Origin of the sequence: Thiothrix subterranea, from assembly GCF_016772315.1 — a bacterium.
GTDB classification, from domain to species: Bacteria; Pseudomonadota; Gammaproteobacteria; order Thiotrichales; family Thiotrichaceae; genus Thiothrix; species Thiothrix subterranea.
Genome location: NZ_CP053482.1, coordinates 2,302,240 through 2,324,341 on the forward strand (window position 1 = coordinate 2,302,240; position 22,102 = coordinate 2,324,341).

Sequence of the window (22,102 nt, forward strand, 5' to 3'; positions counted from 1 at the left end):
GTTTACAAATCCCCAAAGCGGTGCTGGAGCAAGGCCAGTGCCGCGCTACTTGCCGTTTCCGCCCGCAATATCCTTGGCCCTAGCGAGACGGGCATTACCCCTGCTTGCACACAAGTTTCCACTTCTGCATCGGTAAACCCACCTTCGGGGCCAATCAAAAGCGCAATCGGCGTGGGTAAATCTGCGGGTAGAGCGTTAATGCGCGGAAAATCGCCGGGGGCGAGAATCAGCCGCGTACCCACAAAAGGCGTTTCCAGCCAGCGTTCCAGCGTTAACGGTGCTTGCACGGTCGGCATCCGGGTACGCCCCGATTGTTCGCACGCAGCCACGACAATGCCTTCCCAATGCTGCAATTTTTTATCCACTTGCTCTTTGCCGATGCGCACGACGCTACGTTGCGTGATCAACGGCTGGATAGTATTTGCACCGAGTTCCACGGCTTTTTGCAGGGCAAAATCCATTTTGTCGGGCTTGATGACGGCTTGCACGAGGGTGAGGTGGACGGGGGATTCGGTGTCAATCGCGGAAAAGCTGTCGATTAGCACCGAGGCACTACGTTTGCTGACGTTGCTTATCTGTGCGAGGTATTCGCCGCCTTCGCCGTTGAAGAGGATGAGTGGTTCGCCCACGCTTAAGCGCAACACTTGGATGGCGTGGCGAAACGTCGTGTCGGGCAAGACGCATTCCTGCCCGACAGCAACAGGTTGCGGGACGTAAAAACGCGGGACGCGCATTAGTCTGCCAACCCGATGTTTTTCCAAATACTCATGGTCGGTTCAACCCGATTCATGGTGTAGAAATGCAGCCCCGGTGCACCGGTTTCCAGCAAGTTTTCACACAGCAAGCTGATGAATTCCTCACCGAATTGGGTAATCGCCTCCACATCATCGGCATACGTTTCCAGTTGCTTGCGCAACCAGCGCGGAATTTCTGCCCCGCACATATCTGAAAACCGTGCCAGTTGTGAATAATTGGTGATCGGCATAATGCCGGGGACGATGGGGATTTCCACGCCCTTTTTCACGCATTCATCCACGAAATGCCAATACGCATCCGCATTGAAGAAGTATTGGGTAATCGCACTGTTCGCGCCTGCCTGCACCTTGCGCACAAAGTTGTCGATGTCGACTTTGAGGTTCGGGGCTTGCGGGTGCATCTCCGGGTAGGCCGCCACTTCGATATTGAAATGGTCGCCGGTTTCCTTGCGGATAAATTCCACCAGCTCGTTGGCGTAGCGGAATTGCCCCAAATCGCGTGAACCGGACGGCAAATCGCCGCGCAACGCTACAATGTGCTTGATGCCGTTATTGCGGTAGGTATCCAAAATTTCGCGGATTTGTTCGGCACTGGAACCGACGCACGACAAATGCGGCGCGGCTTCAATGCCAGAATCGCGTTGGATTTCTAGCACGGTGTTCAAGGTATTTGCTTGCGTTGAGCCGCCTGCACCGTAAGTGACCGAAAAGAAACGCGGGTTTAATGCCGCTAATTCATTACGTACTGCGCGTAGATTCTCCGCACCCTTGTCGGTTTTGGGCGGGAAAAACTCGAAGCTAAAGATCAGATCATCGTGGTTTACGTGATCGTGTTGATGGTCGTCAGTCATAAACTTTCCGCTCTTGTTCCCCCTCTCCCCTTGAGGGAGAGGGGGCTAGGGGGTGAGGGGTTCTTACACCTTAATAACGGTAATGGTCAGCCTTGTAAGGCCCTTCCACCGCAACGTTAATGTAATCCGCCTGTGTTTGGCTCAAAGTGCTGAGTTGCGCGTTGAGGGTTTTCAACTGCAAGCGAGCCACTTTTTCGTCCAAATGTTTCGGCAGGATGTAAATGCCCAGTGGGTATTTGCCAGAATCGCGTTCTGCCCACAGTTCGATTTGCGCAATGGTTTGGTTCGCAAACGAAGAGGACATGACGTAAGACGGATGACCTGTCGCACAGCCCAAGTTCACCAAACGACCCTTTGCCAGCAGCGTGATGCGCTTGCCGTCAGGGAAGATTACGTGGTCAACTTGTGGTTTGATTTCGTCCCACTCGTACTGTTCCAGTGAGGCTACGTCGATTTCGTTATCGAAGTGACCGATATTGCAAACGATAGCTTCGTTTTTCATCGCTGCCATGTGGTCATGGTTGATGACGTGGAAGTTGCCAGTAGCCGTGACGAAAATGTCTGCTTTGTCAGCAGCGTATTCCATTGTAACGACGCGGTAGCCTTCCATTGCCGCTTGCAGTGCGCAAATTGGGTCGATTTCTGTGACCCAGACTTGTGCAGACAGCGCACGCAATGCTTGGCAAGAACCCTTGCCCACATCGCCGTAGCCACAAACCAATGCCACTTTGCCCGCAATCATTACGTCGGTAGCGCGTTTGATGCTGTCTACCAGTGATTCGCGGCAGCCGTACAGGTTGTCGAATTTAGATTTGGTAACGGAATCGTTGACGTTGATCGCTGGGAATTTCAGCTCGCCACGCGCGTGCATTTGGTACAAGCGATGTACGCCCGTGGTGGTTTCTTCCGTTACGCCACGGATTTCAGCCAAACGGGTGCTGTACCAGTTTGGTGAAGTTTCCAGACGTGCGCGAATTGCCGCGTACAGGAAGGTTTCTTCTTCAGACTCAGGTTTGGCAACCAAACTAGGGTCAACTTCAGCGCGTGCGCCCAAATGCAGCAGCAATGTAGCATCGCCGCCGTCATCCAGAATCATGTTCGCTTGTTCGCCATTCGGCCACTCGAAGATTTTGTGGGTGTAATCCCAGTATTCTTCCAGTGATTCGCCTTTGTACGCGAATACTGGCGTGCCAGTCGCAGCAATCGCCGCCGCTGCGTGGTCTTGCGTGGAGAAGATATTGCAAGAAGCCCAACGCACGTCTGCACCCAGTGCTTTCAGGGTTTCAATCAACACGCCGGTTTGGATGGTCATGTGCAATGAACCCGCAATACGTGCCCCAGCCAATGGCTTGGTTTCAGCGTATTCGTGGCGGATAGACATCAAACCCGGCATTTCGTGTTCAGCGACGTTGAGTTCTTTACGGCCCCAAGCAGCCAAGCCCATATCAGCGACGATATAGTCGTTAAAAGTAGTCATAGTGTAATCTCCTAAATATTTTTACAGGCCAGCAGCAGCGCGTAATGCGTCAGCGCGGTCGGTGCGTTCCCAAGGCAGGTCAAGGTCGTCACGACCGAAGTGACCATAAGCCGCCGTACCGCGATAAATCGGGCGCAGCAAATCCAGCATTTTGGTGATGCCGTAAGGACGCAGGTCGAAGTGTTCGCGTACCAGATTTTCGATCAGGGTTTCATCGACCTTGTTGGTGCCGAAGGTTTCAACCGTGATGGAAGTTGGTTGTGCAACACCGATAGCGTAGGAGACTTGAATTTCGCAACGATCCGCTAAGCCCGCCGCGACGATGTTTTTCGCCACGTAACGGCCTGCATACGCCGCAGAACGGTCAACTTTGGATGGGTCTTTGCCGGAGAATGCGCCGCCGCCGTGACGTGCCATACCGCCGTAAGTGTCCACGATGATTTTACGCCCCGTCAAACCGCAGTCACCCACAGGGCCGCCGATCACGAAGTTGCCGGTTGGGTTGATGTGGAATTTGGTGTTCTTGTGTAGCCATTCTTGTGGCAGGACAGGGAAAATAACGTGTTCCATCACACCCATGCGCAGGTCATCCAAGCTGATGTCTGGGCTGTGTTGGGTGGACAAAACCACTGCGTCGATGGCAACGATTTTGCCTGCTTCGTAACGCACCGTAACTTGGGATTTTGCATCAGGGCGCAGCCAAGGCAATGTGCCGTTTTTGCGCATATCCGCTTGTTGCTTCACCAAACGGTGGGCGTAAGTCAGTGCGGCTGGCATCAACACGTCGGTTTCATTGCTGGCGTAACCGAACATCAAGCCTTGGTCGCCCGCGCCTTGATCTTCTGGCTTGGCACGGTCAACGCCCATCGCGATGTCAGGGGATTGCTTGCCGAGTGCATTGATTACAGCGCAAGTGTGACCGTCGAAACCGATTTCGGAATTGTTGTAGCCGATGTCATTGACCACGCCACGCACGATACCTTCGTAGTCGATTTCCGCAGTGGTAGTGATTTCGCCTGCCAGTACGACCATGCCGGTCTTGGTCAGGGTTTCGCACGCAACCCGCGCATACGGGTCTTTAGCAATGATCGCATCCAAAATGGCATCGGAAATTTGATCCGCCATTTTGTCTGGGTGGCCTTCAGAAACAGATTCGGACGTGAAGAGGTAACTTCTCTCAGTCATTAATGTTCTCCTAAAACTAAAAATTAAATGACTGAGCGCCGTTGGTATGTGCAACCACTATCTGAGCCTGGCGGGTTGTTCCCGTCGCAACGCTCCTCAGATACCGTGGGTTTTTTCAGATGGCTAACTAGCCCAGTTAACATCCGATGGGCGGTATAATAACGAAAAAAATCCGGCGTTGCATCATTCCCTATCGAAGAAAATGATAAAAATTTAACCTAAAGCGAATGTTCTCTATCCAACAAGGGAGAGTTGCCCCTGCTAGAGAAGTTCGACACAATACAAGACGTTATACTGCCTGCATAATAAATACCCAAAAGGCATCATGATTCCCGATTTGAAACTACAGGAGACCCGTCAATGACTACACGCCGCGAGCTGGCTAACGCAATCCGCGTATTGGCTATGGATGCCGTACAAAAAGCAAATTCCGGGCATCCGGGCGCACCGATGGGCATGGCAGACATTGCCGAAGTCCTGTTCAACGATTTCATGTCCCATAACCCACAGAATCCTGCTTGGGCAAACCGTGACCGTTTCGTCATGTCCAACGGGCATGGCTCAATGTTGCCGTATTCTGTGCTGCACCTGACTGGCTACGATCTGTCAATGGACGATCTGAAAGCGTTCCGCCAACTGCATTCCAAAACCCCAGGCCATCCTGAGTATGGCTATGCACCGGGTATTGAAACTACCACAGGCCCACTGGGTCAGGGTATTACCAATGCTGTCGGTATGGCATTGGCTGAAAAAATCCTCGCCGCGCAATTCAACAAGCCGGGTCACACCATTGTTGACCATTACAGCTACGTGTTCTTGGGCGATGGCTGCTTGATGGAAGGTATTTCCCATGAAGCGTGTTCATTTGCTGGCACAATGGGCTTGGGCAAACTGATTTGCTTCTATGACGACAACAATATCTCTATCGACGGCGAAGTCGATGGCTGGTTCACGGACGATACTCCGAAACGTTTTGAAGCTTACGGTTGGCACGTCCTGAGCATTGACGGTCACGATCCTGAGGCAATCAAAGCAGCAACCGAAGCAGCGAAAGCAGAAACCGGCAAGCCTTCCATGATTTGCTGCAAAACCACCATCGGTTTTGGTTCACCGAACAAAGCCGGTTCACACGATTGCCACGGCGCACCACTGGGTGATGCTGAAATCGCGTTGACTCGCCAAGCATTGGGTTGGACTAACGCTGAACCGTTTGCGATTCCTGACAATGTTTACGCAGGTTGGGATGCTAAAGCCAAGGGTGCAGCGGCTGAAGAAGCATGGAACGGTACGTTTGCAGCTTATGCAGCGGCTTACCCGGCAGAAGCGGCTGAATTTAAGCGTCGCATGGCTGGCGAATTGCCTGCTAATTGGGCTGAAGCATCTGCGGCAGCGATTGCAGCGATTGATGCAAAAGCTGAATCACCTGCAACGCGCGTGGCTTCCAAAAATGCACTGGATGCGTTTGCACCGTTGCTGCCTGAATTCCTCGGCGGCTCGGCTGACTTAACGCCTTCCAACAACACCTTCAACAAGTCCAGCAAGCACATCAGTGCAGGTCACGGCAAAGCGCAAGATTTCAGCGGCAACTACCTGTCTTACGGTGTGCGCGAATTCGGTATGAGCGCCATCATGAACGGTATGGCACTGCACGGCGGTTTGCTGCCATACGGCGCAACCTTCCTGATGTTCTCCGAATACGCGCGTAATGCGCTGCGCATGGCGGCTTTGATGAAAATTCAAAGCATCTTTGTTTACACCCACGACTCCATCGGTCTGGGCGAAGACGGCCCAACGCATCAGCCGGTTGAGCAAATTCCAACGCTGCGCATGATCCCACGTATGTCCGTTTGGCGTGCCTGTGACGCGGTAGAAACTGCCGTTTCTTGGAAACACGCCATCGAATACAAAGGCCCAAGCACCTTGATCTTCTCGCGCCAAAACCTGAAGCATCAGGTACGTGATGCAGCGACGATTGCTAACATCGCTAAAGGCGGCTACGTGTTGAAAGACACCGACGGCACACCTGACGTGATCGTGATTGCTACCGGTTCTGAAGTCGAATTGGCAATGCAAGCAGCGGCTAAATCTGATAAAAAAGTGCGCGTGGTTTCCATGCCTTCTTGCGACGTGTTCGATGCGCAAGATGCAGCGTACAAAGAATCCGTATTGCCAGCAGCCGTTACCGCCCGCGTTGCCGTTGAAGCAGCCATCGGTGATGCTTGGTACAAGTACGTGGGTCTGAACGGCAAGGTCATTTGCATGACCACGTTCGGCGAATCTGCACCGGCGGATCAGTTGTTCAAGCAGTTTGGCTTCACGGTTGACAACGTTTTGAACGCTATCAATAGCGTCGCGTAAGCACTATTACACCCGGCGGCTTTTCTGAGGAGAAGAGCCGCCAACCATTTTATCTGAATGATTTTAGAGGAGCTTTCCATGACAATTAAAGTTGGTATCAATGGTTTTGGCCGTATCGGTCGTATGGCTTTCCGCGCTATTGCAAAAGATTTCCCCGGTATCGAAGTAGTCGGTATCAATGACCTGCTCGCCCCTGATTACCTTGCATACATGCTGAAATACGACTCCGTACACGGTCGTTTCGGTGGTGATGTTGCGGTTGACGGCAGCAACTTGGTCGTAAACGGCAAAACAGTACGCCTGACTGCTGAACGCGATCCAGCTAACCTGAAGTGGAGCGACATCGGCGTAGACATCGTGCTGGAATGCACCGGCTTCTTCCTTGACGACGCTGGCTGCCAAAAGCACATCGAAGCGGGCGCGAAGAAAGTGGTCATGTCTGCTCCTTCCAAAGACAGCACCCCAATGTTCGTTTACGGCGTAAACCACACCACTTACGCAGGTCAAGCGATCATTTCTGCGGCTTCTTGCACCACTAACTGCTTGGCTCCAGTAGCGAAAGTCCTGAACGACAACTGGGGAATCAAGCGTGGTTTGATGACTACCGTTCATGCTGCAACTGCTACTCAGAAAACCGTTGACGGCCCTTCCATGAAGGACTGGCGCGGTGGCCGTGGTATTTTGGAAAACATCATTCCATCATCCACCGGTGCTGCAAAAGCGGTTGGCGTAGTACTGCCAGAGCTGAAAGGCAAACTGACTGGTATGGCGTTCCGCGTGCCTACTTCTGACGTTTCCGTGGTTGACCTGACGGTTGAGCTGAACAAAGAAGCAACTTACGCTGAAATCTGTGCAGCGATGAAAGCAGCGGCTACCACTGGCGACATGAGCAAGACGTTGGGCTACACCGACGAGAAAGTGGTTTCCACTGACTTCCGTGGCGTTGGCTTCTCTTCCATTTTCGATGCTGAAGCCGGTATCGCGTTGGATGGCACATTCGTGAAAGTCGTGGCTTGGTACGACAACGAATACGGCTACACCGCGAACATGCTGCGTTTCGTTGAGCACGTCGCCGCGAACTAAGGTTCAAGAGGTGGGCGGGGAATCCCTCGCCCTCCTTCCCAGATCCGTCACATAAATCATCCCGCGCTTTATTTGACTGATTTGATTTCTGCAAGGAGTTCCACCACATGGCTTTCATCAAAATGACCGATCTGGATCTGAAGGGCAAACGTGTTCTGATCCGTTCCGACCTGAATGTTCCTGTCAAAGACGGCAAAGTCACTTCCGACGCACGCATTACCGCATCAATGGCGACCATCAAGTTCGCAATGGATGCGGGTGCAAAAGTGATGGTGACGTCTCACTTGGGTCGTCCGACCGAAGGCGAGTGGTCTGAAGCGGTTTCCCTGAAGCCGGTTGCTGACAATATTGCAGCGCGTTTGGGTTCAGATGTGCGCTTGATTAAGGATTGGGTTGACGGTGGTTTTGACGTGGCTGACGGCGAATTGGTCGTGCTGGAAAACTGCCGCGTGAATAAAGGCGAAAAGAAAAACGTTGAAGAAACCGCCAAGAAATACGCTGCCCTGTGTGACGTATTCGTGATGGATGCGTTTGGTACGGCGCACCGTGCCGAAGCTTCAACTTACGGCGTAGGCATGTTTGCCCCAGTCGCAGCCGCTGGCATGTTGCTGACTGAAGAACTGCTGGCGTTGGATAAAGCACTGGCAAACCCAGCTCGCCCAATGGTGGCTATCGTTGGTGGCTCTAAAGTTTCCACCAAACTGACTGTGTTGGAAGCCTTGTCTGAGAAGTGCGAACAGTTGGTTGTCGGCGGTGGTATTGCCAACACCTTCTTGAAAGCCACAGGCCACAACGTCGGTAAGTCGTTGTGTGAAGATGATTTGGTTGACACCGCCAATGCGCTGATTACCAAAATGACTGCTCGCGGCGCAATCATCCCCATCGCGGTTGACGTGGTGTGTGGCAAGAAATTCGACGCTAACGAACCAGCGGTTCTGAAAGACGCGAAAGACGTAGCAGACGACGACATGATTTTCGACATCGGCCCTAAGTCTGCACAAGAACTGGTCGATATTATCATGAACGCTGGCACGGTCGTCTGGAATGGCCCAGTCGGTGTATTCGAGTTCGACCAATTCGGCGAAGGCACGAAAGCCATTTCAATGGCAATGGCTGAAACCAAAGCGTTCACATTGGCAGGCGGCGGCGACACTATCGCAGCGATCCAGAAGTACGACATTTACGACAAAATCTCCTACATCTCCACTGCGGGCGGTGCTTTCCTCGAATACCTCGAAGGCAAAGTCCTCCCAGCGGTTGCCATGTTGGAAGAACGCGCTAAGGGTTAATAACCCTTCCGTAGGGGGTGAAAAATATTTCACCCCTACAATCCCACACAATTGACATAAAACAAGCATAAACTAAGCACTTTACAGCACACAGTTAATAGGTAATCCATTGAGAAGGACAAAAATTGTAGCGACTATGGGGCCTGCTACCGATACGCCGGAAGCAATCGAAGCGATTATTCGGGCGGGTGTGGACGTGGTGCGGATGAATTTCTCACACGGTACACACGCAGAACACGCGGCGCGTGCGGCTTTGGTGCGTGAATTAGCGCACAAAGCGGGACGTATCGTCGGTATTCTCGGCGACTTGCAAGGCCCTAAATTACGCATTTCACGTTTCCAAGATGGCAAAATTACCCTGAAAGCGGGCGATGCCTTCATTTTGGATGCCGATCTTGCCAGCGATGCCGGAACGCAAGAGCGCGTTGGCCTCGGTTACAAGGAGCTGGTCAATGACGTGAGTGCCGGAGACGAACTTTGGTTGGATGACGGGCGCATTGTGTTGGAAATCGTCGAGGTGAGGGGGCAGGAAATCCATACCCGCGCCATCAACGGCGGTATTTTATCCAACAACAAGGGCTTGAATCGGCGCGGCGGTGGCTTGAGTGCGGAAGCCTTGACCGACAAAGACCGGGAAGACATTGCTGCTGCTGCCAGCATTGGCGTGGATTTCCTCGCTGTGTCATTCCCGCGCTCGGCTGATGATATTCACGAAGCCCGCCGTTTGGCATTAGACGCTGGTTGCAAAGCCGCTATTGTTGCCAAAATGGAACGGGCTGAAACCATGCAGGAAGCGATTCGCGACGAAATCATTCTGGCATCCGACGTGATTATGATTGCTCGCGGCGATTTAGGCGTGGAAATCGGCGATGCGAAGTTGCCACAGGCGCAGAAATGCTTGATCAGCCGCGCGCGTACCCTGAACCGTGCGGTGATTACCGCGACGCAAATGATGGAAACCATGACCGAAAACCCGATCCCGACGCGGGCGGAAGTCTTCGACGTGGCAAACGCTGTCATGGATGGCACGGATGCAGTGATGTTATCGGGCGAAACCGCGACCGGCAAACACCCTGCACTGGTCGTGAAAACGATGGCTGCGATTTGCAAAGAAGCGGAAAATTCCAACGAAAATCGCCGTTCTGGGCATCGTATGGAAGACCGTTTTGAGCGTATCGACGAAGGCATTGCGATGGCAACCATGTACACCGCCAACCACATGGGAGTACGGGCGATTGCTACTTTGACCGAATCCGGTGCAACCCCATTGTGGATGTCGCGGATTCGTTCCGGTATCCCAATTTACGCGCTGACCTCCAGTGATGAAGCAGCACGGCGGGTGAGCATGTATCGCGGGGTTTATCCGGTGAAATTGCATGAACCGTTGAAAGACCCGAAAATAGCTAACCGTCAAGCGGTTGAATTAATGATTGAAGAAGGCATCGTGGAAAATGGTGATCTGGTCATTATCACCAAAGGCGACCTGATGGGTACGAAAGGCGGCACCAATCAGCTCAAGATTCTGCGTGTCGGCGAACACCAGAACGGCTAAGGCAGAACACATTAACAGTTTACATAACATTTTGAGGAGAACAACATGGCTTTGATTTCTTTGCGTCAATTACTGGATCACGCGGCTGAAAACGGCTACGGGATGCCAGCGTTCAACGTCAACAACATGGAGCAAATCCACGCCATCATGCAAGCGGCTGATGCGTGCAACTCCCCTGTTATCCTGCAAGGTTCTGCCGGTGCGCGTTCTTACGCAGGCGAACCGTTCCTGCGTCATTTGGTACTGGCAGCGGTCGAAATGTACCCGCACATCCCAGTGGTTATGCACCAAGACCACGGCTCTGAGCCAGCGGTTTGCTTCCGTTCTATCCAGTCCGGCTTCTCATCCGTGATGATGGATGGCTCGTTGATGGCGGATGCGAAAACCCCATCCAGCTACGAATACAACGTTGAAACCACTCGCAAAGTGGTTGAGCTGGCTCATGCTTGCGGCGTTTCTGTCGAAGGCGAACTGGGTTGCTTGGGTTCACTCGAAACCGGCATGATGGGCGAAGAAGACGGTCACGGTGCAGAAGGCGTGTTGGATCATTCCCAACTGCTGACTGACCCAGAAGAAGCGGCTGACTTTGTGCGCAAGACCGGCGTTGACGCGCTGGCCATTGCGATTGGTACGTCTCATGGTGCATACAAGTTCACTAAGAAGCCTACCGGCAATGTATTGCGTATCGACCGTGTGAAAGAAATCCACGCTCGCATCCCGACCGTTCACTTGGTTATGCACGGCTCTTCTTCTGTACCCGAAGATTGGCTCGCGATCATCAACAACTACGGCGGCGACATGGGTCAAACCTACGGCGTGCCGGTTTCTGAAATCGTTGAAGGCATCAAGCACGGCGTGCGTAAGGTCAATATCGACACTGACTTGCGTATGGCATCCACTGGTGCAATCCGTAAGCATTTGGCTGAAAACACCGCTAACTTTGACCCACGCAAATTCCTGAAAGAAGCCACTAAAGCGATGTCAGGCATCTGCAAAGACCGCTTTGAAGCGTTTGGTTGTGCCGGTCAAGCCAGCAAAATCAAACCGGTTTCACTGGAAGTCATGTTCGGTGAATACAAAGCTGGCAAGCTCGACCCGAAAGTGTCGTAAACCAGCCAATGTAAAGATGCAAGATTTTGCGTCTCTACGGCAAGCGCCTGCATAGCGCGTAAAAAAGGGAGCTTCGGCTCCCTTTTTGTTTGAGGTAGCCAACCGAATGGTTTCTACGATAGAGTATCGGTGAATTTTCCAAATTAAAAAAACGATCAAACAAGATAAAAAGGAGGAGTAACCCATGATAAACATAATTTTTTCCAAGACCCCCAAAGGTTTCGAGGAAGTTCAAACCAAAGCGAATGGTTTATCCAGAGTAGAGCGCTCGGTATTGATTTATGTGGACGGCAAACGCCGCTTTGAAGAGCTGAAAACCTTGCCGCGTGTTGATGATTTGAGCGGTATTCTACGCTTTTTGGAAACGGGCGGTTACATTGCACCTGTCAATAATTCACCCACGAATATTGCAACCCCATCTGCTGCTAAACAAATCTCTGATGCAGACTTTCGTCTTTTTCGTGAGTTACCAGCAACCTTTGAGCCTGCCAAGTTCAGTATGGCCAAGAACTTTATGATGAATAGCCTAAATGCTTTTAAGGGAGCTTATGGCGCAACCCATTTGGTGCGAAATATTGAGCGTTGCCAAACGCACGTCGAATTGCGTGCTTTGTTTGAAGCGTGGCATGAAGAAATTGCCAATACCCAGCAAGGGCAAAAACAGGGTAAAGATTTACGCGAAAAGCTACTGGCGGTCATTTGAAGCACCAAACGCCGCCAATCTCTGTTAACTAAACGGATAGTCGGTATACCCCACCGCGAAATCTGGATTGCCCATTGGGTAGAATGTATCAAAGTTGGGCGGATTCAACGGCAAATTTTCCTGCAAACGGCGTGGTAAATCGGGGTTAGCAATAAACTTCTGACCAAACGCCACCGCATCGGCATTGCCTGCTGCTAGTATCTGTTGCGCCGTTTGCGCATCGAAGTTTTCGTTAGTGATGAAAAATCCCCCGAAGGCTTGTTTCATCGCGGGGCTAATGCTGTCAGCGCCCACGGCTTCGCGGGTGAAAATAAACGCGATGTGGCGTTTGCCTAGAGCTTGCGCCACGTAGGTGAACGTTTCTAGCGGGTTAGAATCGCCCATCGTGTGCGCATCGCAACGCGGTGCAAGGTGCACGCCGACCCGTGCAGCACCCCACACCTCAATCACGGCATCGGTCACTTCGAGCAGCAAACGCGCCCGATTTTCCAGCGTTACACCGTAAGCATCGGTGCGTTGATTGGTGCTGTCTTGCAGGAATTGGTCGAGTAAATAGCCATTCGCCCCGTGGATTTCCACCCCGTCAAAGCCTGCCAGTTTCGCGTTTTCTGCCCCCAAACGGTAAGCGCTGACAATGCCCGGAATTTCATGCGTTTCCAAAGCGCGTGGCACTTCGTAGGTTTTTTCGGGGCGCACTAAACTCACATGGCCTTGCGCTGCAATCGCGCTGGGGGCAACGGGCAGCTCGCCATTCAAATAGCTGGAATCAGAAATGCGCCCAACGTGCCACAGTTGCAGGAAAATTAGCCCGCCCACTTGATGCACTGCATCGGTGATGAGTTTCCAGCCTGCGACTTGTTCTTGTGACCAAATCCCCGGCGTATCAGGGTAGCCCACGCCCATTGGCGTCACGGAGGTGGCTTCGGTTAAAATTAAGCCTGCGCTGGCACGTTGTTGGTAATACTGTGCCATGAGTGCATTCGGCACACGTCCGCTACTGGCACGGCAACGGGTCAGCGGTGCCATAATAATGCGGTTGCGCAAGGTAAGATCGCCCAGTTGAGCGGAGTCGAATAAAGTGGTCATTGCAATCTGTTCCTGCTAGAGGTGGTTATTTGAATACCACGGTTTTATTGCCATCCATAAACACGCGCCGCTCAATGTGTAAGCGCACGGCTTTGGCGAGAGCACTGTTTTCGAGGTCGCGCCCCAATGCAGCGAGGTCTTCGGGTTGGTAGGTGTGGTCGACGCGCTCTACCGATTGCTCGATGATCGGACCTTCATCCAAATCGGAGGTAACGTAATGCGCGGTCGCCCCAATCAGTTTCACCCCACGGTCGTAGGCTTGGTGGTAAGGGCGTGCGCCTTTGAATCCGGGCAGGAATGAATGGTGAATATTGATGCACATACCCGCCAATTTCCGGCACGTGTCGTCCGAAAGGATTTGCATGTAACGCGCCAGCACCACCAATTCGGCTTGGGCGTCGGCAACAATTTCCAACATTCGCGCTTCTTGTTCGGCTTTATTGGTTTTGTCGACAGGCAGGCATACAAAGCGGATGCCTTCACGTTCTACTAATGAGCGCAAATCCATGTGATTGGAAACCACGCAGACGACGTTCATATTCAAATCGCCTTTGTTCTTGCGGTACAGCAAATCCACCAAACAATGATCCGCTTTGGAGACCATGAGCACCACGCGGGTGGCGCGGGTGGCATTGGTGATGCCCCAGTGCATCGCAAAATTTCCGGCAATCACCGCAAATTGCTGGCGCAGCGTGTCAAGCGCAGGCGATAACTGGCTATCGCGGCGGAACATAATCCGGCAGAAAAATTTCTGGGTCATCTCGTCATCGTATTGCGCCATTTCGGTAATGTAGCATTGGGATTCCGCTAAAAAGCCGGTGACAGCAGCGACGATCCCGGTTTTGGCGGGGCAGGTGACGGTAAGAATGTAGTTGGCTTCGGTTGTCATAACTTATTAATTTTTTTGGTAAAGCAAATCCCAAACGCCATGTCCTAATTTTAACCCACGGTTTTCAAATTTGGTTAGTGGACGCGTGTCTGGGCGGGGTGAATAGGGTGGTTCAGACGCAAGATTAACGAAGTCCGGGCTGGTTTGCATAACCTCAGCCATGTATTCGGCGTAGTTTTCCCAATCAGTGGCCATGTGGAACACGCCACCGGTTTGCAAGCGCGAGGCTAATAGGCTCACAAACGGTAATTGCAGGATACGGCGTTTGTGGTGCTTTTTCTTGTGCCAAGGGTCAGGAAAAAACAATTGCACCCGATCCAGTGAATGGGCGGGGATGCGTTGTTTCAGGATTTCGACCGCATCGGTATTCATCACCCGCACATTTTGCAAACCCTGATCGCCGATCAGTTTGAGCAAATGCCCGACACCGGGGGTATGCACTTCAATGCCGATGAAATCACGTTCCGGCGCGGCGGCTGCCATTTGCGCGAGGGAATCACCATTGCCGAAGCCGATTTCTAGCGTTACCGGGGCAACGCGCCCGAATAGGCTGGGGAAGTCGAGCGGCGTGTCACTGGGTTCGATGCCGAAAACCGGCCACAGGTTCGTTAATGCTTCTTCCTGCGCCTTGGTGACGCGACCTTGACGCAAGACGAAACTCTTAATGGCGCGATGCGGTGCTGTTGTTGTATCCATGACTCTGCCAGTGTTTAGAAGAACGTGCCTTCCAGCGGTGAGGAGGCAGAAGCGTAACGTTTACGTGGCATCCGCCCTGCAAGGAAGGCTTCACGCCCCGCTTCAATGGCTTTTTTCATGGCAGACGCCATTAGCACGGGGTTTTTCGCGCCCGCAATGGCGGTATTCATTAACACGCCGTCACAGCCCATTTCCATCGCAATCGCCGCATCTGAAGCCGTGCCTACGCCCGCATCCACAATGATTGGAACCTTAGCGTTTTCAATGATTTCGAGAATGTTGTAAGGGTTGCGAATGCCCAAGCCTGAGCCAATCGGTGCTGCCAGCGGCATGACAGCCACGCAGCCGATTTCTTCCAATTGACGCGCAATCAAGGGGTCGTCGCTGGTGTATACCATGACATCAAAGCCATCTTTTACCAGAATTTCAGCCGCTTTCAGGGTTTGAATCGTGTCAGGGTAGAGGGTTTTGGCATCGCCCAGCACTTCGAGTTTGACCAGCTTGTGACCATCCAGCAATTCACGCGCTAGGCGGCAAGTGCGCACCGCATCATCCACGTTGTAACAGCCTGCGGTATTCGGCAGCAGGGTGTATTTATCCAAGGAAATCACATCCAGCAGATTGGGTTCGTCTTTGTTCTGACCGATGTTGGTGCGGCGAATCGCGACGGTAATAATTTGCGCACCGCTGGCTTCGGTGGCGGCTTGGGTTTCTGCTAAGTCTTTGTATTTGCCAGTGCCAACCAACAGACGGGATGAATAGACCTTGCCTGCAATGGTGAGGGTGTCGTGTTGCATGATGAATTCCTTATTGTATTAACCGCCACCGATGGCGTGGACGATTTCAACCGTATCATGGGGTTGCAGTACCAAGCTGTCAAATTGGCTACGCGGTATCAGTGTTTGATTGATTTCGAGGGCGAGGCGTTTGCCTTGTAAGTCTAAAATCACCAACAACTGCGCTGCTGTCGTGCCTTCCGCCACGAGGTGCGGTGTGCCATTCACGAGTATTTCCATGCTTAGTAAGCTCCCACTGGGCGGTGGCCTTTGGGAAGTTCTTCCAGCAATAAGGATTTGCCTTTCATGCCATCCGGTTTGGGCAGCCCCATTAAGTGCAATACCGTCGGCGCAAGATTGCTCAAGCCGCCTTCAGTCGATAGCCGCCAGTTGGATTTGTCCATAATCAGGCAGGGCACGGGGTAAACGGTGTGCTGGGTATTGGGTTCGCCGGTCAGCGGGTCAATATATTCGTCGCAGTTACCGTGGTCAGCCGTCAAAATCACCGAGTAATCGTGAGCAACCGCGCTGTCTAACAAACGCCCAACTTCACGATCCATCGCTTCCACCGCTTTAATCACCGCACCGGGAACGGCGGTGTGCCCTACCATGTCACCATTGGCAAAATTCACCACGATGAAGCAATATTTGTCCTGCTCAATCGCACTGATAATGGTGTCAGCGACTTCTTTCGCGCTCATTTCCGGCTGATCGTCGTAAGTTTCTACCTTAGGCGAGGGGATGACGATACGGTCTTCGCCCGCGTAAGTGCGTTCGCGCCCGCCGTTGAAGAAGAAGGTGACGTGGGCGTACTTTTCGGTTTCCGCACAATGCAGTTGTTTCAAGCCCGCTAAGCTAATGGTTTGCGCCAAGTTGGTGGCGGGGCGTTCCGGTGAAAAAATCACCGGGGCAAGCAGGCGTTTGTCGTATTCCGTCATGGTGGTGAGCGAGACTGGCTCGAAATCACCCCGGTCAAAATCGGCAAAGTCCGGGTCAGCCAAGGCTTTCGCGGTTTGGCGGGGGCGGTCATTGCGGAAGTTGAAAAACAGCACGGTGTCATTGCTTTGGATTAACTCAGCACCCGGCATAATGCGCGGTTTGATGAATTCGTCGGTTTCCCCAGCGGCATACGCATCATCCACCGCTTGCAAGGCGCTGCTGGCGGGTGTGCCGATGCCGCGTACCATCGCGTCCCACGCGAGTTTGGTGCGTTCCCAGCGGTTATCCCGATCCATCGCGTAAAAACGCCCGGTGACAGTGGCAATTTCACCGCCCGTCATTTCCATCACCCGTTGAATTTGCTGGATAAATTGCTTGGCAATTTTAGGTGCGGTGTCACGCCCGTCGGTAATGACATGCAACACCGGCTTCACATCGTGTTCCATGCACGCTTTCAGCAAGGCGATAATGTGTGTCGTGTGGCTGTGTACGCCGCCGTCTGACACTAAACCGAGTAAATGCAGCGGGCGGTTGTCGGCTTTGGCGTTTTCCAGTGCATTCAACAGGGAATGGTTTTTGTAGAAACTGCCGTCTTCAATCGCATCTTCAATACGCACCAAGTCCTGACGCAACACCGTGCCACAGCCAATGGTCATGTGCCCAACTTCCGAGTTGCCCATTTGCCCATCCGGTAGCCCGACTGCCCGCCCGGAGGCTTGCAGGGTGGTGTGCGGGTAGCTGCCGAAATAGCGGTCAAAATTGGGCGTGTCGGCTTCGTGTACCGCGTTAAAGCGTTTGCTAGGGTTAACGCCTACACCATCCAAAATCACCAGAATGGTTTTGCGGCGCGGCACGTTGGGGTGTTTTGATTTCATGGCTTGTTCCCATCTTCTTGTTTACGGAAGTTGTCTTCCATGCGCTTGAATTCTTCATCCATGCGTTCCAGTTCCGCTTCCATTTCTTCGTCGGTCAAGGGGCGAAATTCGTCATCATCCGTGGATTGTACTGGCACGGTTTCCTCGAAAATGTATTGGTCATTTTCCCAAGCAGTCGTCGCTGCTGCTGCCGCTGCCCCGGTTGCTGTTGCGGTGGTAGCGGGCGCTGCCGGTGGTTTAATTTCACGCTGGTATTCGAGTTTCTCGCGAGCTTCTCTTTCCGCACTCGCTTTCTCTACGTGTTGGTCAAACAGGCGGCTGGCAAGCAAACCCACTTCAAACAGTAACCACATGGGTACGGCTAACATTACCTGTGATAATACATCCGGTGGCGTTAAAAACATGCCGACGATAAAGGCAATAACGATCACGTAAGGACGTGATTGTTCAAGTGTTTCACGACTGGCAATGCCGGTGGTGATTAATAAGATAGTCGCAACTGGCATTTCAAAGCCAATGCCGAATGCCATGAACATCATCATCACGAAATCAAGGTATTCGGCAATATCCGGGGTGACATCGACATTGGAAGGGGCGAAGCCCGGCAAGATGCTAAACATCATTGGCAGCACTAAGAAATAGGCAAATGCCATGCCGACATAAAACAGTGCCACGCTGGAGAGTAATAGTGGTGTGACAATTTTCTTTTCGTGCTGGTACAAACCGGGGGCAATAAATCCCCATACTTGATACAACACATAAGGTAACGCCAAGACAAACGCGACCATCATGGCGAGCTTGTAAGGGATAAAGAAGGGTGAAGCCACCCCAACCGCAATCAGTTTTTGACCTTCTGGTAAATGCCGCACCAGTGGGTCAGAGAGCAGGTTATACAAATCCTGTGCGAACGGCATGAGGATCAAAAACACAATGCCAATCGCCAGCACCATGCGCAATAAGCGGTCACGCAACTCCACGAGGTGTTGCAAGAAACCGAGTTCCTCACCTTCCGGCGCGGACGTATTAGCTTTTTTCGTCATGGGGCTTGGTGGCGTCTTCGATACTGTGGCGAACGTCTTGCGTATTTTGTTGCATCAAATTGCGCAATTCGCGGATTTCCTCTTCCTGACGGCTGAGCATTCCACGCATTTCTTCCGTGCGTAATTCACGCTCAATATCAGTGCGCGTGGTCGCAATGAAAGCACGCGCTTTGCCCAGCAAGCGTCCGGCTTTACGGGCAAGCCCGGGCAGGCGCTCAGGGCCAATCACCAGCAGGGCAATGACACCCACTACCAGCATTTCGAGGAAACTGGATTCAAACATGGCTTGCGTTACCTGTTAGGTGCTTAAACCTTGTCTTTTTCTTTGGCTTCCGTGTCAATCACGCGCCCACCGGGAATGTTTTGCGGTGGTTGTTGCGAGACTTGTTCAGAGGTTTCTTCCTGTCCGTCTTTCATGGACTTTTTGAAGTTTTTGAAGGTTTCACCGAGGTCACTGCCCATATTGCGCAGGCGTTTAGTGCCAAACAATAACAGAATAATGACCAGAATCAGTAACAATGACCAAGGGCTGATGCCACCTAAACCCATTTCGTTTCTCCTTAAAGTTAATGTGTGCGGCTGGCTTTTTCGACCAGACCGGAGACGCCAGAGCGCCGGGCTAATTCTGCCAGCACCGCATCGGGGTGTAAGCCCTGTTGTGCCAGTAATACCAGTGTATGAAACCATAAATCCGCGATTTCATACACAATTTTATCTTTCTCACCGTCTTTTGCCGCCATGACGGTTTCGGTGGCTTCTTCGCCGATCTTTTTGAGGATCGCATCCAACCCTTTGGCGTAGAGTTTGGCAACATAAGAACTGTCTGGCGCAGCCTGTTTACGGCTTTCCAGCACCTCGGCAAGTTGTGCAAGTACGTTATCATTCATCATGGGGCTGGAGTATACCTAATTCAATTGGTGTGCGGCGACTGGTGAAGCGGTTTCGGTAATGTTTGGTAACAAAGCGGTCATTTTCCAGTCGGATTGTTGCGCCGCATCGTCCAATAATTTGCACAGCAAGTGCAACAGCTCGTTGCTCAAGTTGAGATCGACACCTTTGTCATGGTTGTCTTTGAAGGCAATTTGCAACGCGCCGTTCTCTTTGTGCCGAAAGCCTGCTTTCACTACCAGCAACGGGTTTGTGCCCAGCGGCAAATGATCGGCGTCGCGAAACGGGTTGTTGAACGCGGCTTTGCTTTGCGCCCGTTCGTGTTCAAACGCGACAATCGCTTGGCGGGAACTGTAATCGCTGTGCTGTTTGACCGCAGGCGATGACATTAAGGCATCCTGCAACACCGGCCAGAGACGCATGAGAAAGCGCCGCGTTAGCCAGAAGCGAAATTCTTCACTTGCCACGGTATTGATGCGCATCAGAATGCGATCTTCTTCCTGAATATAGCGAATTTGGATTTGCGCCGGTGCTGCTGCCATCAGATTCACAGCCTCATCTCAATGCCTTGGGCTGCCATGTAGCGTTTGGCATCGCCCACGGTGTATTCCCCAAAGTGGAAAATACTCGCGGCAAGCACCGCATCCGCCCCGCCTTTGAGTACGCCATCGGCTAAATGCTGCAAATTACCCACGCCGCCGGAAGCGATCAGCGGAATACCTACGCGGTCAGTAATTGCACGGGTTAAGCCGAGGTCAAAACCAACTTTCGTGCCATCGCGATCCATGCTCGTGACCAGCAATTCACCCGCGCCGTATTGCGCCATTTTTTCTGCCCATGCCACTGCATCAATGCCGGTGCGGTTGCGCCCGCCGTGGGTGAAGACTTCCCAGCGATCCGGTTTGCCCGGTTCATTGACGCGCTTGGCATCAATCGCGACCACGATGCATTGCGAGCCGAAATAGTCGGTGCATTCGCGTACCAAATCGGGGTTGGTAATCGCGGCGGTGTTAATCCCGACTTTATCCGCCCCGGCATTCAACATGCGGCGCACGTCTTCGGGTTTGCGGATACCGCCGCCGACTGTGAGCGGAATGAAAACCTGGGAGGCAACAGCTTCCACCATGTGCACGATGGTATCGCGGTTGTCGGAACTGGCGGTGATGTCGAGGAAGGTAATTTCGTCCGCGCCTTCGCGGTTGTAACGGGCGGCGATTTCCACCGGGTCGCCCGCGTCACGAATGTCGACGAAGTTCACGCCTTTGACAACGCGACCGTTGTTCACGTCAAGGCAGGGGATAATGCGTTTGGCGAGTCCCATTATTTCTTTTCCACAAAAAGCGTAAAGTCGGTATTGCTGGCATTGAATAGCGGCAATGTATTGGTTTTGGCTGGTGTATTCACAAAGTCTCCCATGCGTTTTGTGCCATTCGCGAAGCGGTGCAAGATGGTTTTGATGGCTTCATCGCTGCGGTCAATGCCAATCCATTGCCGGTTCAGGCTGGCAGCGGCGGCGAGTGTTGTACCAGAACCGGCATAACAATCGAGTACCCAGTCACCGGGGTTAGAGGATGCTTCAATAATCCGCTCCAGCATAGCAAGGTTTTTTTCGGTTGGATAACCGGTAATCTGGATATTCTGATTGTGGGCATCTTTCATGTCCAGCCAGATGTCTTGCACGGGGATACCGGCACTGTTTTCTAAGTAAACTTTACGGCGTGGGTTGCCCGTTGGCGACCAGTAAATTTCACCGCGTGCATCCATTTCATCCAGTTTATCGGGGGTGTATTGCCAGTGCTTGCCGGGAGGCGGCGGCATACCGCGCCATAATTTGCCGGTTTCACCGTTGCGCACACCGGGTGCGTGAACAGGGACTTTTTTATAACGCCGTCCCCGTTCATCGCTACACGGGTATTCTTTGAGAATGCGGGCTTCATCCCACGGTTCTAAGGCACGATTCCATACATACTGGTCGGTTTTGGTATAGAACAGAATGTAATCGGCGGTTGTGCCGTAGGTTTTGCGTGTGTAGTTTTTAGGGTTACATTTTTTGCGGGTAATGCAGTTACGGAACTGTTGTTCACCAAATATTTCGTCCAGAATCAAGCGCATATGGAAGACCATGCGACTATCCAAATGTAAGTACAATGAGCCATCATCTGCCAATAAGCGATGAATGAGAATCAGGCGTTCACGCAATGCTTCCACAAAAGTAGTGCCTGTTAGATGGTCATCGTAAGCGTGTTGTTGTTGGCGTGATTCAAATGCCGAATCCGTGGCAAAGGGTGGGTCGATATACACTAAACGGATTTTTCCCGCCAGTGCGGGGTCATGAGCCAATGCTGCCAATGCCCCTAAATTGTCAGCATGGTATAGGCGATTATCTCCCCCGCAATACTCACGGCTGGTTTGATAATGGCCTGCGGGTGTCGCAAGAATCTCAATGGGATGTTTTTTTCCAGCATATTCGAGGCGAAAGCCACCGGGTAGGCTCTCTCCCGTTTGGCGTGGTTGCAGTGGGTACAAGCGTTTCGGAATACCAACAGCCAT

The 22,102-nt window shown here is 52.5% G+C and carries 23 protein-coding genes and 1 riboswitch; of the genes, 6 read left to right on the forward strand and 17 right to left on the reverse strand.

The window, feature by feature from the left end:
* Positions 1 to 2: 2 nt before the first annotated feature.
* The 4 genes from HMY34_RS11310 to metK form a co-directional block, all read right to left on the reverse strand.
* Positions 3 to 734: a 16S rRNA (uracil(1498)-N(3))-methyltransferase gene (locus HMY34_RS11310; RefSeq protein WP_202715602.1), complete on the reverse strand. Its 732-nt coding sequence runs from the start codon at positions 732 to 734 to the stop codon at positions 3 to 5.
* Positions 734 to 1,606, reverse strand: coding sequence for a methylenetetrahydrofolate reductase [NAD(P)H] (gene metF, locus HMY34_RS11315; protein ID WP_202715603.1), 873 nt, complete (start codon positions 1,604 to 1,606; stop codon positions 734 to 736). Before metF ends, HMY34_RS11310 begins: the two co-directional genes overlap by 1 nt.
* Before the next feature lie 70 nt (positions 1,607 to 1,676).
* The gene (ahcY, locus tag HMY34_RS11320; RefSeq protein WP_202715604.1) at positions 1,677 to 3,083 is read right to left on the reverse strand and encodes an adenosylhomocysteinase; all 1,407 of its coding nucleotides are present in this window, start codon (positions 3,081 to 3,083) and stop codon (positions 1,677 to 1,679) included.
* Between the two features lie 21 nt (positions 3,084 to 3,104).
* Entirely contained in the window at positions 3,105 to 4,268 is a 1,164-nt protein-coding gene (metK, locus tag HMY34_RS11325) for a methionine adenosyltransferase (protein WP_202715605.1), read from the reverse strand.
* A gap of 26 nt (positions 4,269 to 4,294) precedes the next feature.
* Positions 4,295 to 4,372: riboswitch (S-adenosyl-L-homocysteine riboswitch) on the reverse strand.
* 256 nt (positions 4,373 to 4,628) lie between these two features.
* Here metK and tkt point away from each other — a divergent pair.
* The 6 genes from tkt (at position 4,629) to HMY34_RS11355 (ending at position 12,363) form a co-directional block, all read left to right on the forward strand.
* Positions 4,629 to 6,626, forward strand: coding sequence for a transketolase (tkt, locus tag HMY34_RS11330; RefSeq protein ID WP_202715606.1), 1,998 nt, complete (start codon positions 4,629 to 4,631; stop codon positions 6,624 to 6,626).
* Positions 6,627 to 6,704: 78 nt separating this feature from the next.
* Positions 6,705 to 7,709: a type I glyceraldehyde-3-phosphate dehydrogenase gene (gap, locus tag HMY34_RS11335; RefSeq protein ID WP_202715607.1), complete on the forward strand. Its 1,005-nt coding sequence runs from the start codon at positions 6,705 to 6,707 to the stop codon at positions 7,707 to 7,709.
* Positions 7,710 to 7,816: 107 nt separating this feature from the next.
* Positions 7,817 to 8,998: a phosphoglycerate kinase gene (locus HMY34_RS11340; protein WP_202715608.1), complete on the forward strand. Its 1,182-nt coding sequence runs from the start codon at positions 7,817 to 7,819 to the stop codon at positions 8,996 to 8,998.
* 109 nt (positions 8,999 to 9,107) lie between these two features.
* Positions 9,108 to 10,550 carry a pyruvate kinase gene (gene pyk / locus HMY34_RS11345; protein WP_202715609.1) on the forward strand — a complete coding sequence of 481 codons (1,443 nt, stop codon included), beginning with the start codon at positions 9,108 to 9,110 and terminating at the stop codon, positions 10,548 to 10,550.
* A gap of 45 nt (positions 10,551 to 10,595) precedes the next feature.
* Positions 10,596 to 11,660, forward strand: a complete 1,065-nt coding sequence (gene fba, locus HMY34_RS11350) for a class II fructose-bisphosphate aldolase (protein WP_202715610.1) — start codon at positions 10,596 to 10,598, stop codon at positions 11,658 to 11,660.
* 184 nt (positions 11,661 to 11,844) lie between these two features.
* A complete protein-coding gene (locus HMY34_RS11355) occupies positions 11,845 to 12,363 on the forward strand; it encodes a hypothetical protein (RefSeq protein WP_202715611.1) in 519 nt (172 codons plus the stop codon).
* 24 nt (positions 12,364 to 12,387) lie between these two features.
* Here HMY34_RS11355 and HMY34_RS11360 read toward each other — a convergent pair whose 3' ends face one another.
* The 13 genes from HMY34_RS11360 to HMY34_RS11415 are packed head-to-tail and all read right to left on the reverse strand — an operon-like array spanning position 12,388 to position 22,102.
* Entirely contained in the window at positions 12,388 to 13,449 is a 1,062-nt protein-coding gene (locus HMY34_RS11360) for an alkene reductase (protein ID WP_202715612.1), read from the reverse strand.
* Between the two features lie 25 nt (positions 13,450 to 13,474).
* Positions 13,475 to 14,338, reverse strand: coding sequence for a formyltetrahydrofolate deformylase (gene purU / locus HMY34_RS11365; protein ID WP_202715613.1), 864 nt, complete (start codon positions 14,336 to 14,338; stop codon positions 13,475 to 13,477).
* A gap of 6 nt (positions 14,339 to 14,344) precedes the next feature.
* On the reverse strand, positions 14,345 to 15,034 hold the full coding sequence (gene trmB / locus HMY34_RS11370; RefSeq protein ID WP_202715614.1) for a tRNA (guanosine(46)-N7)-methyltransferase TrmB: 690 nt from the start codon (positions 15,032 to 15,034) through the stop codon (positions 14,345 to 14,347).
* A gap of 14 nt (positions 15,035 to 15,048) precedes the next feature.
* Positions 15,049 to 15,831: a thiazole synthase gene (locus HMY34_RS11375; RefSeq protein ID WP_228287826.1), complete on the reverse strand. Its 783-nt coding sequence runs from the start codon at positions 15,829 to 15,831 to the stop codon at positions 15,049 to 15,051.
* Positions 15,832 to 15,849: 18 nt separating this feature from the next.
* Positions 15,850 to 16,050 carry a sulfur carrier protein ThiS gene (thiS, locus tag HMY34_RS20200; RefSeq protein ID WP_228287827.1) on the reverse strand — a complete coding sequence of 67 codons (201 nt, stop codon included), beginning with the start codon at positions 16,048 to 16,050 and terminating at the stop codon, positions 15,850 to 15,852.
* 2 nt (positions 16,051 to 16,052) lie between these two features.
* On the reverse strand, positions 16,053 to 17,624 hold the full coding sequence (gpmI, locus tag HMY34_RS11380) for a 2,3-bisphosphoglycerate-independent phosphoglycerate mutase (RefSeq protein WP_202715615.1): 1,572 nt from the start codon (positions 17,622 to 17,624) through the stop codon (positions 16,053 to 16,055).
* Positions 17,621 to 18,664 carry a twin-arginine translocase subunit TatC gene (tatC, locus tag HMY34_RS11385; RefSeq protein ID WP_202715616.1) on the reverse strand — a complete coding sequence of 348 codons (1,044 nt, stop codon included), beginning with the start codon at positions 18,662 to 18,664 and terminating at the stop codon, positions 17,621 to 17,623. The genes gpmI and tatC overlap by 4 nt, the downstream gene beginning before the upstream one ends.
* Positions 18,648 to 18,947 (reverse strand): Sec-independent protein translocase protein TatB, encoded by a 300-nt coding sequence (gene tatB / locus HMY34_RS11390; RefSeq protein ID WP_202715617.1) that lies wholly within the window; start codon positions 18,945 to 18,947, stop codon positions 18,648 to 18,650. The genes tatC and tatB overlap by 17 nt, the downstream gene beginning before the upstream one ends.
* Positions 18,948 to 18,970: 23 nt before the next feature.
* A complete protein-coding gene (gene tatA / locus HMY34_RS11395) occupies positions 18,971 to 19,213 on the reverse strand; it encodes a twin-arginine translocase TatA/TatE family subunit (RefSeq protein WP_202715618.1) in 243 nt (80 codons plus the stop codon).
* A 17-nt stretch (positions 19,214 to 19,230) separates the two neighbouring features.
* Entirely contained in the window at positions 19,231 to 19,551 is a 321-nt protein-coding gene (locus tag HMY34_RS11400; protein WP_202719180.1) for a phosphoribosyl-ATP diphosphatase, read from the reverse strand.
* 18 nt (positions 19,552 to 19,569) lie between these two features.
* Positions 19,570 to 20,094 carry a hypothetical protein gene (locus HMY34_RS11405; protein ID WP_202715619.1) on the reverse strand — a complete coding sequence of 175 codons (525 nt, stop codon included), beginning with the start codon at positions 20,092 to 20,094 and terminating at the stop codon, positions 19,570 to 19,572.
* Between the two features lie 5 nt (positions 20,095 to 20,099).
* Positions 20,100 to 20,873 (reverse strand): imidazole glycerol phosphate synthase subunit HisF, encoded by a 774-nt coding sequence (gene hisF, locus HMY34_RS11410; RefSeq protein ID WP_202715620.1) that lies wholly within the window; start codon positions 20,871 to 20,873, stop codon positions 20,100 to 20,102.
* Positions 20,873 to 22,102 (reverse strand): site-specific DNA-methyltransferase, encoded by a 1,230-nt coding sequence (locus tag HMY34_RS11415; RefSeq protein WP_202715621.1) that lies wholly within the window; start codon positions 22,100 to 22,102, stop codon positions 20,873 to 20,875. The genes hisF and HMY34_RS11415 overlap by 1 nt, the downstream gene beginning before the upstream one ends.